Source organism: Nitrospira sp. Vd2 (assembly GCF_979581665.1).
The window spans coordinates 1-13,544 of sequence record NZ_CEFZSK010000013.1 but is presented as its reverse complement, the minus strand read 5'-3'; the positions used below and the strand labels follow the sequence as shown (position 1 = coordinate 13,544).

At 59.5% G+C, this 13,544-nt stretch carries 15 protein-coding genes; 13 read left to right on the top strand and 2 right to left on the bottom strand.

The annotated features are described in order from the left end of the window. Nucleotides 1–11 precede the first annotated feature (11 nt). The 9 genes from aroF to AC1U7K_RS07200 all read left to right on the top strand — a co-directional run bounded on the left by aroF (nt 12) and on the right by AC1U7K_RS07200 (nt 8,824). Complete coding sequence (gene aroF, locus AC1U7K_RS07240) at nt 12–1,025, top strand: 3-deoxy-7-phosphoheptulonate synthase (RefSeq protein ID WP_480250366.1); 1,014 nt, start codon at nt 12–14, stop codon at nt 1,023–1,025. Between the two features lie 38 nt (nt 1,026–1,063). After that, nucleotides 1,064–1,948: a prephenate dehydrogenase gene (locus AC1U7K_RS07235; RefSeq protein ID WP_480250365.1), complete on the top strand. Its 885-nt coding sequence runs from the start codon at nt 1,064–1,066 to the stop codon at nt 1,946–1,948. Between the two features lie 13 nt (nt 1,949–1,961). Then, nucleotides 1,962–3,275 (top strand): 3-phosphoshikimate 1-carboxyvinyltransferase, encoded by a 1,314-nt coding sequence (gene aroA / locus AC1U7K_RS07230; RefSeq protein ID WP_480250364.1) that lies wholly within the window; start codon nt 1,962–1,964, stop codon nt 3,273–3,275. Nucleotides 3,276–3,283: 8 nt separating this feature from the next. Next, a complete protein-coding gene (gene cmk / locus AC1U7K_RS07225; protein WP_480250363.1) occupies nt 3,284–3,976 on the top strand; it encodes a (d)CMP kinase in 693 nt (230 codons plus the stop codon). Further along, nucleotides 3,973–4,605, top strand: a complete 633-nt coding sequence (locus AC1U7K_RS07220; RefSeq protein WP_480250362.1) for a lysophospholipid acyltransferase family protein — start codon at nt 3,973–3,975, stop codon at nt 4,603–4,605. The genes cmk and AC1U7K_RS07220 overlap by 4 nt, the downstream gene beginning before the upstream one ends. A 94-nt stretch (nt 4,606–4,699) precedes the next feature. Next, complete coding sequence (locus AC1U7K_RS07215) at nt 4,700–6,409, top strand: 30S ribosomal protein S1 (protein ID WP_480250361.1); 1,710 nt, start codon at nt 4,700–4,702, stop codon at nt 6,407–6,409. 29 nt (nt 6,410–6,438) lie between these two features. Further along, nucleotides 6,439–7,338 carry a signal peptide peptidase SppA gene (gene sppA / locus AC1U7K_RS07210; protein ID WP_480250360.1) on the top strand — a complete coding sequence of 300 codons (900 nt, stop codon included), beginning with the start codon at nt 6,439–6,441 and terminating at the stop codon, nt 7,336–7,338. A 55-nt stretch (nt 7,339–7,393) separates the two neighbouring features. After that, entirely contained in the window at nt 7,394–8,392 is a 999-nt protein-coding gene (locus tag AC1U7K_RS07205) for a PCP reductase family protein (protein ID WP_480250359.1), read from the top strand. Between the two features lie 24 nt (nt 8,393–8,416). Beyond that, nucleotides 8,417–8,824: a hypothetical protein gene (locus tag AC1U7K_RS07200; protein WP_480250358.1), complete on the top strand. Its 408-nt coding sequence runs from the start codon at nt 8,417–8,419 to the stop codon at nt 8,822–8,824. Between the two features lie 194 nt (nt 8,825–9,018). On the opposite strand, the gene AC1U7K_RS07195 is transcribed toward AC1U7K_RS07200, so the two are convergent. Next, the gene (locus AC1U7K_RS07195) at nt 9,019–9,345 is read right to left on the bottom strand and encodes a hypothetical protein (protein ID WP_480250357.1); all 327 of its coding nucleotides are present in this window, start codon (nt 9,343–9,345) and stop codon (nt 9,019–9,021) included. Nucleotides 9,346–9,552: 207 nt separating this feature from the next. Here AC1U7K_RS07195 and AC1U7K_RS07190 point away from each other — a divergent pair, with 207 nt between their 5' ends. The 3 genes from AC1U7K_RS07190 (at nt 9,553) to AC1U7K_RS07180 (ending at nt 12,276) form a co-directional block, all read left to right on the top strand. Further along, on the top strand, nt 9,553–10,725 hold the full coding sequence (locus AC1U7K_RS07190) for an FG-GAP repeat domain-containing protein (protein ID WP_480250356.1): 1,173 nt from the start codon (nt 9,553–9,555) through the stop codon (nt 10,723–10,725). Nucleotides 10,726–11,108: 383 nt separating this feature from the next. Further along, nucleotides 11,109–11,297: a hypothetical protein gene (locus AC1U7K_RS07185; RefSeq protein WP_480250355.1), complete on the top strand. Its 189-nt coding sequence runs from the start codon at nt 11,109–11,111 to the stop codon at nt 11,295–11,297. Continuing rightward, nucleotides 11,278–12,276 (top strand): D-alanyl-D-alanine carboxypeptidase family protein, encoded by a 999-nt coding sequence (locus AC1U7K_RS07180; RefSeq protein ID WP_480250354.1) that lies wholly within the window; start codon nt 11,278–11,280, stop codon nt 12,274–12,276. Before AC1U7K_RS07185 ends, AC1U7K_RS07180 begins: the two co-directional genes overlap by 20 nt. 38 nt (nt 12,277–12,314) lie before the next feature. Here AC1U7K_RS07180 and AC1U7K_RS07175 read toward each other — a convergent pair whose 3' ends face one another. Then, a complete protein-coding gene (locus AC1U7K_RS07175; protein WP_480250353.1) occupies nt 12,315–12,848 on the bottom strand; it encodes a hypothetical protein in 534 nt (177 codons plus the stop codon). 641 nt (nt 12,849–13,489) lie between these two features. Here AC1U7K_RS07175 and AC1U7K_RS07170 point away from each other — a divergent pair. Beyond that, nucleotides 13,490–13,544: twin-arginine translocation signal domain-containing protein (locus AC1U7K_RS07170; protein WP_455388856.1), on the top strand; the 55-nt coding region annotated here is incomplete at its 3' end.

Genomic DNA, 13,544 nt, shown 5'->3' with positions numbered 1-13,544 from the left:
GAGGAAGAAACATGATTATCGTGCTGAAGCCTGATGCCACCGAACGTGAGATCGATCACATTCTCGACCGGCTGCGGGAACTCGGGCTCAAGAGCCACATCTCAACCGGCGAGGAACGCACGATCATCGGGGTCATCGGGGACGATCGGATTCTCCAGAATCAGCCGCTGACCGCCTTCCCGGGCGTCGAGAGCGTGACGCCAATCCTTGCGCCGTGGAAACTCGTCAGCCGGGAGTTCAGGCGCGAGAACACGGTCATCGACGTCAACGGAGTCAAGATCGGCGGCAAGAAACTGAGCATCATGGCCGGGCCGTGTGCGGTGGAGAAATTGGAACTGACGGTCGGGATCGCGCACGAGGTGAAGGCGGGCGGAGCCAGCGTGCTGCGCGGTGGAGCCTACAAGCCACGGACGTCGCCCTACTCGTTTCAAGGCGTGGGACGCGAGGGGCTCGACTATCTGCAGGAGGCCAAGCGACAGACGGGATTGCCGATCGTCAGCGAGATCCTCGACACGCGGGACATCGAGCTGTTCCTCCAGAAGGTCGACATCATTCAAATCGGCGCGCGCAACATGCAGAACTTCGAACTGCTGAAGGAGGTCGGCGCCTACGATAAGCCCGTGCTGCTCAAGCGCGGCCTGTCCTCCACGATCAAAGAGTTTTTGTTGTCGGCCGAGTACATCATGTCGCGCGGAAACCGGAATGTGCTGCTCTGCGAGCGCGGGATCCGGACGTTCGAGACGCAATACCGGAACACGCTCGACCTCGCGGCGATTCCTTCGTTAAAAGAACTTTCGCATTTGCCGGTGATCGTCGATCCGAGCCATGCCACCGGCAAGTGGCATCTGGTGGCTCCCATGGCCAAGGCCGCCGTCGCGGCGGGCGCCGACGGCCTGCTGATCGAAGTGCACTCCAACCCGGAATGCGCGCTGTGTGATGGAGAAGAGTCGATCAAGCCGGCCAAGTTCAAAGAGCTGATGCATGACGTCAAGAAGATCGCCGACGCCGTCGGCCGAGAACTGTAGCCGCTGTTTCCTGGGCGGCGGGCCTGCACGGTCGGTTCATGGCGCCTCACTTCAAACACGTCGTTATTGTCGGAGTCGGCCTGATTGGCGGCTCCCTCGGCATGGTGCTCAAGCACAAGCATCTGGCCGATGTCGTCACGGGCGTGGGCCGTCGCATGGAGAACCTGCGTGCGGCGGTCGAGCTAGAGGCCATCGATCGCTATGTCGCTCACCCCGCCGAGGCGGTGCGCGAGGCCGATCTTGTCGTGCTCGCGACGCCGGTGGATACCTATGAACGCCATCTCAACGAGTGGGGGCGGGTACTGCCTGACACGGCGATCGTGACCGATGTTGGGAGTGTCAAAGGGCCGTTGGTAGAACGCGCCGAGGCGCTGCTTGCCGATCGCGCCCGTTTCGTCGGCGCCCATCCGATTGCCGGTCGAGAGAAGACCGGCGTCGCAGCCGGCTCACGCGATCTTTTCCGCGGCGCTCGGTGCATCCTGACGCCGACGTCCCGAACCGATGCCGACGCCTTGGCTATCGTCCGCTCGATCTGGGAAGCGGCGGGCTCGGCGATTCACGTGATGGACCCGTTTCTGCACGACCGGGTTCTCGGCGCGGTCAGTCACTTGCCGCACGTCGCCGCCTTTGCCCTCATCAACGCGTTGGTGGACCTGCGTGAAGAATCGCTCTCGGAACTGGATCTCTTGTCCTATGCCGGCGGGGGATTACGGGATACCACCCGGATCGCCGCGAGCTCACCCGAAATGTGGCGGGATATTTTCTTGTGGAATCGGGACAACATCGTCCAAATGATCGATCGCTACGTCGGACAGATCGAGGAGTTGAAGCGGCTGATCGCAGCGGGCGACGGCCCCGGCATCGAAAAAAATCTCGAGCGGGCCAAGCAAGCAAGAGAGCAGCTTAATAGCAAACCCAATTAGGCATAGACGAACCGTGTCAGTATTGCTCATCAGACCCGCGCGCGGTCCTCTGTCTGGGATCATCACCGTCCCGGGCGATAAATCCATCACGCACCGAGCGATCATGCTGAGCGCGCTCGCGAACGGTGAGACGACGATCATCGGCCATTGCCCAGGCGAAGACTGCCTCAACACGGCTCGTGCCTTTCGAGCCATGGGCGTTCGGATCGACGAGGCGCCGGGGCAGTTGCATGTGTATGGAAAGGGGCAGTGGGGACTGACCGAACCGGAGAATGCTCTCGATCTCGGCAATTCGGGGACGGGGATTCGGCTCATGGCCGGGTTGCTGGCGGGTCAGGATTTCTTCTCCGTGCTCACCGGCGATGCATCCATTCGTCGGCGTCCGATGGGACGCGTCGTCAAGCCGCTGCGCACGATGGGGGCCACGATTGCGGGGCGCAAAGGCGGGGAACTGGCTCCCCTCGCTCTCGCCGGCACACGGTTGCACGGTGTGGAGTACGCCTCACCTGTCGCGAGCGCGCAAATCAAGTCGGCGCTCTTGCTCGCCGCTCTCTACGCTGAGGGCAGAACGCGCCTCACCGAGCCGACCCGCTCGCGCGACCACACCGAACGAATGTTCCGATTTTTCGGCATCCCGATCCAGCAAGATGCCGAGGGAATCTCCGTCGAGGGTAGGCCGGCGACCGGCTGGGCGAGCCCTGGGCGACTCCATGTTCCTGCCGATCTCTCGTCGGCTGCGTTTTTTCTGGTCGCGGCCAGCATCATCCCAGGGTCCGATGTGACAATTCGGAACGTGGGCGTGAATCCAACCCGGACCGGCATCCTCGATATTCTCGTTCAGATGGGTGCCGATATCCAGCGTTTGAATGAACGCGAGCAGGGCGGAGAGCCGGTTGCCGACCTTCGTGTTCGCTCGGCCCCGCTGCGCGGCGTTCGGATCGGCCGCGCCGTCATCCCGCAAACGATCGATGAGTTTCCGATCCTGTGCGTGGCGGCGGCCCTGGCCGAAGGACCCACCGACATCTCGGGGGCGGAGGAGTTGCGGGTCAAGGAAAGCGATCGGATCGCGACGATGGCCGGCGAGTTGCGCAAGATGGGCGTGACGATCGAGGAGAAACCGGATGGCATGGTGGTGCAGGGCCTTGCGGACCGGACGCTGCGAGCCGCCTGGTGCAGCAGCCACGGCGATCACCGTGTGGCGATGTCGCTCGCGATCGCCGGCATGCGGGCCGATGGGGAGACGCGTGTCGATGACAGCGACTGCATCGAGACGTCGTTCCCCGGGTTCGATGCGGCGCGGCGGTCATTGTTGACTGCACCCGCTTGAGGTCTATAATGATCGCTTCCCAGAACGGCGGCGAGACGCAAGCGATCATCGCGATCGATGGACCGGCGGGCGTGGGAAAAAGTACTGTCGCCAAGCGACTGGCGAAGCGATTGGGCTATCGCTATCTGGATACGGGTGCATTGTATCGAGCCGTCGGCTGGAAAGTGAGACAGGCCCAGATTGATCCCTCTGACTGCGACCGTGTTGCGGCTCTGCTTGGCACCTTTCAGATCAAGGTCGATCAGAATCCAGACATGTTTCGCGTCGAAGTCGATGAGGTCGACGTGACGCGGGAGATCCGGACACCGGCCATGAGTGAGGTCGCCTCGATCGTCTCGGCCATTCCGGCTGTTCGAGCGTGGCTGCTCCCGGTCCAACGAGAACTCGGTGGCGCGGGCGGTGTGGTCGTCGAGGGCCGCGATATCGGGACGAAGATTTTCCCCGACGCGGCAGCGAAATTTTTCTTGGATGCCAGTAGCGATATCCGAGCCCAGCGACGTCAGCATCAGTTGATCGCGGCTGGTCACGGCACGTCGTTCGATGGCACGCAGGCGGCGATCGAGGCACGCGATCGGCAGGATCGGACGCGTCTTGTCTCGCCGTTGACCGCGGCCACCGACGCGATTGTGATCGACACCTCGTCGCTTGATGCCGATCAGGTTGTCGAGCGCATGATGGCGGTGATCGCATCCAAGCGGTGAACAGCCTGATTTACTGGTCCCTGTGGCTGATCTTTCGGATCATCGGCCGGACCTGCTTTCGGCTCCGCATTGAAGGGCAGGAGCATATCCCGGAAACGGGCGGGCTACTGATTGCAGCCAATCACGCGAGCTTTTTGGACATCCCGTTACTTGGGTCCTCCATTTCCCGACGGGTGGCGTTCCTCGGTCGGCAGGACCTGTTTCCGATTCCTGGCGTGCGACAGCTCCTTCGGTGGTTGGGGTGGATTCCGATCAGGTCGGATCGGTTGGACCGGAGTGGCTTTCGGCGGGCGATGCGATTAATTAAGGAAGGCAAAGTCGTCGTGATCTACCCGGAAGGCGCACGGACGAGGACCGGGCAGTTGGGGCCGGGCAAGCCCGGCCTCGGCACGATTGTGAGTGCGACTGGCTGTCCTGTGCTCCCGGCCTATATCTCAGGCACCTTCGAGGCCTTGCCGATAGGATCGTGGCGCTTGCGCCGTCACCCGGTCCGCGTGACATTTGGAAAGCCATTGGACTTCCGTGTGGAGGCAGCCCATCTCCACCGAAAAGAATTGTATCGATATATCAGCCGGACGGTGATGGAGCGTATTGCCGAATTGGGCAGCGTTTCGCCACCCGCCGCGTAAGGCGCCGGCCGCTGCGTCCTTTCACGCTGAAAAGGACGACGGCGTTTTTCATCATCAGCATACCGACGTTGTCGGCAGAATGGATAGAGCAGGCATGACTATGGGGTCGAAACAGACAGACGAGCAGTTGGACCGCGGGGCCCTGGCCGCCCTCTACGAGGAGACGTTCAGAAATTTCGAAGAAGGCACGATCATCGAAGGCCGCGTCGTCGCGATCAGTAAGGACAAGGTCGTCGTGGACATCGGCTATAAATCGGAAGGCATGATTCCAGCCGATCAGTTCTCGCCGGAGGATCTTGAGACCTTGAAAGTCGGCGACCGGATCCAGGTCTACATCGAGGACCGCGAAGACGCCGAGGGGAACCTCGTCTTGTCGAAGGAAAAAGCGGACAAGATGAAGGTGTGGGAGGAATTGGAAAAGGCCCACAAGGACGAGAAGGTGGTCGACGGCAAGATCATCTCGCGCATCAAGGGCGGGATGATGGTCGACATCGGCGTGAAGGCCTTTCTGCCCGGCTCCCAGATCGATTTGCACCCCGTCCGCGACCTCGACAGCCTGATCGGGAAGACGTTTCCGTTCAAGATCATCAAAATCAATCATCGACGCGGTAACGTGGTCGTCTCGCGTCGCGTGCTGCTCGAAGAGACCCGAGACCGCAAGCGCCAGAGCACGCTCTCGACGCTCAAGGAAGGGCAGCTCATCCAAGGTACGGTCAAGAATATCACCGAGTACGGCGCCTTCATCGATCTGGGCGGCATCGACGGCTTGCTGCACATCACCGATATGTCGTGGGGGCGTGTAGGGCATCCGTCCGAAATGTTCGTCGTGGGGGACAAGGTCGAGGTCATGGTCTTGAAGTATGACCGTGAGACGGGCCGGATTTCCCTGGGCCTCAAGCAGAAGAGCGCCGATCCGTGGACGCACGTCGCTGCGAAATATCAGGTCGGCTCCCGGGTCCGGGGTAAGGTCGTGAGCCTCACCGATTACGGCGCCTTCGTGGAATTGGAACCGGGCGTTGAAGGGTTGGTACACGTATCGGAAATGTCGTGGACCCACGAAGTCCGACACCCATCGCGGCTTGTGAGCATCGGTGATCAAGTCGAAGCCGCCGTGCTCAATGTAGACATCGCCAACCGGAAGATCTCCCTCGGGATGAAGCAGACTGCGCCCAATCCCTGGGACATGGTTGAGGCGAAATATCCGATCGGCACACGGATCGAGGGGAAGGTCAAGAGCCTCACGGATTTCGGCGCCTTCGTCGGTCTGGAAGAGGGCATCGACGGCCTGATCCACATCTCCGATATGTCGTGGACCAAGCACATCAAGCATCCGTCCGAGCTGTTCAAGAAAGGCCAGAAGGTTGAGGCCGTCGTGTTGAAGATCGACCGAGAGAAAGAGCGCCTGTCGCTGGGCTACAAGCAACTGACCCGAGATCCGTGGGAAGATGAGATTCCTCAGCGCTATCGCGTGGGCACGACGGTATCGGGAAAGGTCACGAAGCTTACCGATTTTGGCGTCTTCGTCGAGCTCGAGGGCGGCGTCGAAGGGTTGATTCATATCAGCGAAACCGGGCTTGACTCAGCGGCGAAGCTCGAAGAGCGGTTCAAACTCGGTGACGATGTGTCGGCGAAGATCATCAAGGTGGATCGCGATGAGCGCAAGATTGCACTCAGCCTTCGCGAATACCGAATGGATTCGGAGCGGCGACAGATGGACGAGTACCACGCGGCGCAAGGCGCGATCGATCAGAGCCTCGGACGAACCGCGAAGAAAACGAAGAAGCGCGCGGACTCGGATGAATAGCGTGGCGGATGCTTCAGGGACCAATTGCTATGGCGTCTGACGGTCCTCCCTCACCGCCCCCAAGGCGGAGCCTGTTTCGCCGGCTCGTCTGGGGCGTCGTCATTGGCCTCGCCGTGTTGATGGTCGTCTCGGCCCTCTTCCCCGATCTCGATTTTTCCACCGAGGACCGCGTCGGTCTGATTCGGGTCGAGGGCGTCATTCTGGATGCGCAGCAGACCACGAGCGAGCTCAAGAAATATGGAGAGAGCCCGCTGGTTAAAGCGATCGTGCTGCGCATCGACAGCCCGGGGGGCGGGGTGGTCCCGTCACAGGAAATTCACGATGCCGTCAAGCGGGTGCGCGAGAAACATCATAAGTTCGTCGTGGCGTCCATGGGCACAGTGGCCGCGTCGGGCGGGTACTACATCGCGGCCGCGACGGATCGCATCGTCGCGAATCCCGGGACACTGACCGGCAGCATCGGCGTGATCATGGAGATGGCGAACGTCGAAGGGCTGATGAAGAAAATCGGTGTCGAGAGCGTCGTCGTCAAGAGCGGGGAACATAAAGACATCGGGTCGCCGTTTCGTGCCATGAACGCGGAAGACCGCCGGATTCTCCAGCGTGTCATGGATGACGTACACAATCAATTCATCGAAGCGGTCGCCGAAGGGCGCTCGCTCGATGTCAAAGACGTGCGCGCGGTCGCTGACGGCCGGATTTTCACCGGTCGCCAAGCAAAAGACGCAAAACTCATCGATGACCTGGGCGATCTGAATGACGCGATCAAATTGGCCGCCGAAATGGCCGGCATCGAAGGGGAGCCGCGGGTCGTCGAACCGCGACGCCGGTTCTCGATCCGTGAGCTGATCGAGGGGAAGGTGGCGGCTCTCTTGCCGCGGCTTCAGTTCGAAACGGGCATTCGGCTCAAGTATCTGATGGCGTATTGACGCCGTCTCCTCCCCTGTCTGCGCACGCACGTTGCTGAAGAAAGGAAGGCCGGTCATGTTCAATTCAAAACCGGAGACCGCCGAAGTGGATATTGTGTGGACCAAGGAGGCGCTCGATCGGATGGAGCGCGCCCCTGTGTTCTTGCGCGGGATGGTGAAGCGTCTTGCGGAACGCAAGGCTCGTGAGTTGGGCATTCCCGAGATTTCGGCCGAGGTGCTGGATCGGTTCAAGAGTCAGATGATGGGACAAATGGGCGGAACCGCGGGGATGGCGGCTGCGGCCGAGCAGGTGGCGGCGGGGAAGGTGGCGTGGACGGCAGCCGCGAAAGCAAGGCTCGAGACCGTTCCCGAGTTCATGCGCGGCATGATCCGGCAAATTGCCGAGGACATCGCGTTGGAGAGGGGCCATCTGGAAGTCAATGTCGAGCTCTTTGAGAAGGTGGAGGCGCTGGGAGACCTCCAGGAGCCGGCCGGGCAGCCGCTTCCATGGACAGACGGGGCATTGGCCAAGTTGAAGGAGAAGATCCGTCACTCCCCCCCGATCGCGATGGAATTCGTCTCCGACATGCTCAAACGCGACACGGAGGACCTTGCACGAGAAAAGGGTTTGACCCGGATCGATGAGGCCGTGCTGACCGAGTTGTGGGACGCGCCGCAAGAGCGGATCATGTGGAGTGATGAGGCGTGGAAGCGGTTGATGACCTCACCGGACTTCGTCCGCAGCGGAATTCGAAAAGCCGCTGAACGACGCGCCCGAAAGTTAGGGCTGAAAGAAATCGATTCGGACCATCTGACGAAGTTCCGGAACGAAGCCATGATGAAGGCCGTCAAACGCATCCGTTCGTTCGGCTACAACCAACTCACGTTCGACGCCTTCGAGACCGCCCTTGAGAAAACGAAACGCCTTCAGGGGAATGAACAAGCTGAAAAGCGGTTAGAGGAAATCCGCGAGCACTTCAAGGATCCGGCCACGAAGAAGCCCGAAGGCGGGACGCTGGGCGCCGAGCTGATGGAGCGCTTTCGACGATATTTGAAGGGCGAAGGATCGCTCTGATCCTTCCTATCCCGGTGGCTGCCGGTGCACGTGTTGTCCGTGCTGCTCGTGTCGGCCTTGCTCGCGGGTTGCGCGACTGGGGCGAAGCATGACGGGCTCTGTCTGGCGAGCATTACCGCTGACTATCTGGCAGCCGAACAGGACCTCCGCACCAACGCCCAATCTCCTGCCCCGACACTTCGCGCATGGAACGAATACCGAACACTTGCGCACTGGCAAGAGAAGGTGTATCAACGGCTCATCACGCGACTTGAAGAACGGCAGATTCTCACCGAGACGTTTTTTGCGCTCCTGGCCGGCGGGCCGAGCATACTCTTGTACCCGGTCGTTCACTGGAACGTGCACACCGTATTGTGGGACGGTCAGGACCCGGATGCTGAATCGAACGAGATCACGCTCTATTGTCGGGAACGACTGTTGAGAACGCCATAGGGAGATTCGAATCTGGCCGAGCGGAAGGGCTAGAGGGTGGAGGAGACATCTCTACAGGAGGATGAGAGACGTCGAACTTTGGGGCACGACCAAAGCCCCCCCACCCTGCTCAATTAACCATAGCCCTTGGCGGTCGTGCAAGGGAGGGTGTGTCACTAGATGAACACGCTAGGTTTCACTGATCGACCCCCTAGTTATCGGGCCCCCACCTCCTGTTGTGGCCAGAACTTGTGGCGGATCTGGGGTAACGGCACATTCTCAAGGTTCGGGATATCGTAGAGACAGCGATCAATTGTTTCGACCTCTGACCGTGTCAGGTCAAGGACGACGCGCTTCTTCCAGAATTGGTCGAGTGTTTGATAATCGCTGGACTGAGGACGTTCTGCCAGCAGCGCCTGCATCTTCTTGAACCCCGGTGTATCGACGCCGGCGATCCGGCCCTTGTTTCTGTCGATGCACCACTTCAACACCTCGGCAATTCCATACATCGTCAATTCAATCTTCATCGTGTCCTCGGCCATAATTCCTCCTCGTTGGTGGAGGGATTCTAGCGCAAGTCTCAAGTCGTCTGCCAGGGAAAAGGGCGGGGCGTCCGCGGGTCGTCCGATGGGTGCCAAGCTGGAAACCGCCTCTTTCTGTTGCGAATGTTCCGGCCCGCTCGGTATACTCCCCTCCACCGAGTGATGATCGGCCGGTACCTCATTGCTTCGTCCTGATCCTCCCCCACCATGAACTATCCGTCCTGCCGTCTTCTCCTTGGCCTGGCTCTCCTGATCGGATGGCTGGGTGCATGCTCCAGCCGCGACACCTACACTCCCCCCGATCTCTTCTATTTGTTCGCGACGTATCCGGTCGGGAAGAACCCAACGGCCTTGGTCACTGCTGATTTCAATGGGGACGGGACGACCGATATCATCACGACCAATATTGGGAACGACTCGATGTCCGTACTCTTCGGGAATGGCGATGGGACGTTCAAAGAGCAAGTTTCCCTTCCGGTCGCGAAGGAACCTCGTGCCCTTGCGCTCGAGGATTTCAACGCCGACGGCCGCCTTGACCTTGCCATCGCGTGCTCGGGTAGCGATCAGATTGCCGTCTTCTTTGGACTCGAGGGCGGAAATTTCAGTGCCGGACAACGTTACAGCGTGCACAAGACGCCCGTCTCGATTGGAAGCGGGGACTTTAACCGAGACGGTCGTCCGGACGTGGCTGTGGCGCTGAGGAACGACAAGATCAAGATTCTCTTGGGACAAGGGGACGGGACGTTTGTTGACGGTGTGCAATACGAATATGGCGACACGCCCACTTCCCTCGCGGTGTCCGACTTCAACCGCGACGGGAAACTCGACCTTGCCGTCACCAACGGCGGCCCAATGAGTAGTGCGGTCTCGATTTGGCTTGGCAAGGGGGATGGCACGTTTTCCGGTCCCACAGATTATCGGACCGGGAAACGGCCGCTGGTCGTCACCTTCGCCGATTTCAACAGCGACGGCATGACGGATTTGCTGGTCATGAACGGGGAAATGGACACGTTCACGATTTTCCTCGGAAACGGCGACGGCACCTTCAAGGCGGGCAAGGAATCCGGCGCCGACGCCGGCCCGGTCAACGGACTTGGGCGCGACTTTGACGGTGATGGGCAGACCGACGTGGCGATTGTGAACGTGCAATCCAACAATCTGTCAATCCTGTTTGGACGCGGCGACGGCACGTTTCATTATCCACCCATGAACTATCGAACCAGAGGCGGCCCGTTTGCGCTCGCGTCCCTCACGTTGACGACCAAATCAACGGAAGAGCCGGGCCTCGTCATGGCAAACAATGGCGCGGCAAGCGTGTCCATCTTTCTCCACCGCGGACTCAAACATCGGGGAACGGTCGCTGGGAGCGGCGTTTCATAGGCGCCCATTTCTTGACAGGCCCCCCGCCCTCGGATAGAGTCAGCCTCAGGCTGGGTGGTGGTCGGACAGTGAGGACGTTTGCGTGGTGGTTCACGATGGGTTCCCTCACGACCTTGTCAGTCCTCATGGTGCAGGGTGGTTTACACGACCTCATCTATCAAACACGGCCAGCCGGAGTGAGTGCCTACTTGACCTTCGGGATGACGATTCTGGGTGGCGGTCTCCTCGCAGGATGCTTGGCTTTGATCCTCAATCGGCTTCGATAGGGCGACAGCCGTATTGGCGTATGCCAGCCCTGGCTTCCTGCGCGTAGGTCATGAGAACAACGGAAGGCAGGTCACGGAGGCGGGTTCGCATTCTGCCCAGGACGACGAGCCAGTTCGATGCATTGTCTGAAATGCAAAGGCTATATGATGGTGGAGCGCCATTACACGCTGCTCAACCGGCGGTTGTATGCGCGATGCCTCAACTGCGGCTTCTGGCTCGATTTGGCCGATCTTCTACGCTTCTTCCATCGGGTGATCGACAACGGCTTCCGAGGCGCAAAGGTCCGTGAAACGATCATCCTCTGAGTCGGTTCCCGCCATCGCCCCAATTAAGGCTCATCAGTATCAGACCGCATCCTTTCTACCGCTTGCATCGATACTGCTTGCGGTCCTCGCGCTCCAAGCCGCCGGACCGTTCGACGCCCAAGCCAAACGTCACAGTCGTCAGTCCACCGTTCAATCTGCTTCTTATGGAGGTTCGTTCGCACCACTCCCCTCAGTACGCCGGTATCGAATTCCCGCGGACAGCGTGCTGCTGAAAGACCTGACTACCGGCAACATCTTGTACGCGGTCGAGCCGGAGCGAACGGTGTCACCGGCGAGTTTGACGAAAATCATGACGGCGCTCGTCATTCTCGATCACGGTCATCTCGACGATGAAGTGACGGTGACTCGCGACGCGGCAGCGGCACCGAAGACCCATCTTCGGTTACGTCCCGGTCAGGTGTTTCGTCTCGAGGACCTCGTGAAGGCGATGCTCATCACCTCGGCCAACGACGCATGCCTGGCGGCCGCCATTCACGTCGGGAGGACGGAAGAGCAGTTCGTGGAGATGATGAACGCCAAGGCGCATGCTCTCGGGATGGCGCAGACGCATTTCAGCAACGCGTGCGGGTTCGATGGGCCTGCGCACTACTCAACGGCACAAGACTTGGCGTCGCTGACGGAAATCGCGCTCCAGCATCCGCTGTTTCGGAGTTACGTCAAGGAGGAGCGGTATGTGATGACCGCGCTCAACGGCAACCGGAGCTATTTGTTGCGGACGACGAATCGATTGCTCGGGAGGATGCCAGGGGTCGAAGGGGTCAAGACCGGGTTTACGTCAAAGGCCGGACGATGTGTGATCGTCAAGGTGTCTCAAAACGGTCGCGATCTGCTGCTCGTGTTGCTCCACGCCTCTCAACGATGGAACATTGCCACTCGTCTGATCAACTATGGCTTGCAGGCGCCGTATGAGGCTCAGGCCACTCCTGTCGCACTTCACTCCCACACGCGCCTTCGCTAAGTACCGGTTGCCACTCGATTCGCTCGTGCCGCGGTCATCTACTGGGGAATGCTAAACTCGATGTTGACATCCTTCCCGAGGTAATTGACCAGGAACCCCTGCTTCTCGTAGTTCAGCACGGCGCCCATCACGTTCTCATCTCCATAGTCCTCCTTCCCCAGGATCTTGCGGATGTCGTCGGGACTCTCGCTGTTGAGGACGTTCCGAAATACGCCGCGCGCCTTGTAGGCGAACCGATTATTGATAAAGATCATGTCGACCTTGCCATCCATCACGCGCACGCCAGCCATCGGGCCCGTCGGCTTGCGTTGATCGAGCAGGAGAATAAACGTTCCTTCCTGTTCCGCTTTGACCCCGGGGATCTTCTCATTCACAAGGACATCGTACGCCTTGCTCTCGGGATCACCGAGTTTCACCCCGAACAGCGAAATGTCACTGCTCTTGAATGATTTCGGATCCATGACGTCGTTCTTGCTCAATTCGTAGGAGTCTGCGCGGGCAACATTGAGGCTACCGGTGAGCGCAATGAGGCAGAACGAATGGAGCAAGAAAGCCCAAGGCCTCCCTCTCATCACAGTCCTCCTTTTCGGCGACCGAGGTCAGGTGGGGGTTGCTGTACTGTAAGCAGCGAAAAACAGGGGCATTGTATCCGACGCATCGAGCAACTTCAAGAAATTGTGGTCCTACTCTGCTCGCTCATCGGCTGAACGACGCAACGAGTGACAGCGTGGTAGTGCCCTTCCTCTATCATGAGAAATGCTGATCGCCGAGATCAAAGGCACGAGCACGCGAAACGTGCCAGCCACAATGACGTTACAAAGCGGTCGTTGAATTCTATCCGCGTTACTGAAACGTAGCACCTCCAATATCTCGACATATTTATTATTGAGTTGCCATGAAAAAATTGATTCCCTCAAACGGGGAGTCTTGCGCGCGCTACGATTCAGAAACCACCCGGCACCGCTGCTTCTCTAGCCATAGCTAGACACGTTTGTAAATCCGGTAGGTTCTGTAACGTCCCAGGTTGGCGCCTTTATTGCTCGATACCTTTCAGCCGGTTTCATGGGCAACCGCGCAACAGCTCCATCATATCGCTAATGACTCATCAAAAAACTTCTCGCTACGAAGCTGACCGGCTAAAAGGAGGTGATTGCGTTCAGTTGGGTCGTCTGCCGTTCGTGAAGGAAGTCTGCACTCAATAGGAGGTGTTTGGATGTTCTTATCAAGGCGACAATTTTTGAAGGTTTCAGCGGGGACGGTGGCGGCGG

Bases quoted from the DNA above. Each gene is read 5' to 3' on its own strand.
- sppA (WP_480250360.1), top strand. From the start codon at position 6,439: ATGGCGTCTGACGGTCCTCCCTCACCGCCCCCAAGGCGGAGCCTGTTT.
- AC1U7K_RS07185 (WP_480250355.1), top strand. From the start codon at position 11,109: ATGCATTGTCTGAAATGCAAAGGCTATATGATGGTGGAGCGCCATTAC.
- AC1U7K_RS07175 (WP_480250353.1), bottom strand. From the start codon at position 12,848: ATGAGAGGGAGGCCTTGGGCTTTCTTGCTCCATTCGTTCTGCCTCATT.
- AC1U7K_RS07235 (WP_480250365.1), top strand. From the start codon at position 1,064: ATGGCGCCTCACTTCAAACACGTCGTTATTGTCGGAGTCGGCCTGATT.
- aroF (WP_480250366.1), top strand. From the start codon at position 12: ATGATTATCGTGCTGAAGCCTGATGCCACCGAACGTGAGATCGATCAC.
- AC1U7K_RS07190 (WP_480250356.1), top strand. From the start codon at position 9,553: ATGAACTATCCGTCCTGCCGTCTTCTCCTTGGCCTGGCTCTCCTGATC.
- AC1U7K_RS07215 (WP_480250361.1), top strand. From the start codon at position 4,700: ATGACTATGGGGTCGAAACAGACAGACGAGCAGTTGGACCGCGGGGCC.
- AC1U7K_RS07205 (WP_480250359.1), top strand. From the start codon at position 7,394: ATGTTCAATTCAAAACCGGAGACCGCCGAAGTGGATATTGTGTGGACC.
- cmk (WP_480250363.1), top strand. From the start codon at position 3,284: ATGATCGCTTCCCAGAACGGCGGCGAGACGCAAGCGATCATCGCGATC.
- AC1U7K_RS07195 (WP_480250357.1), bottom strand. From the start codon at position 9,345: ATGGCCGAGGACACGATGAAGATTGAATTGACGATGTATGGAATTGCC.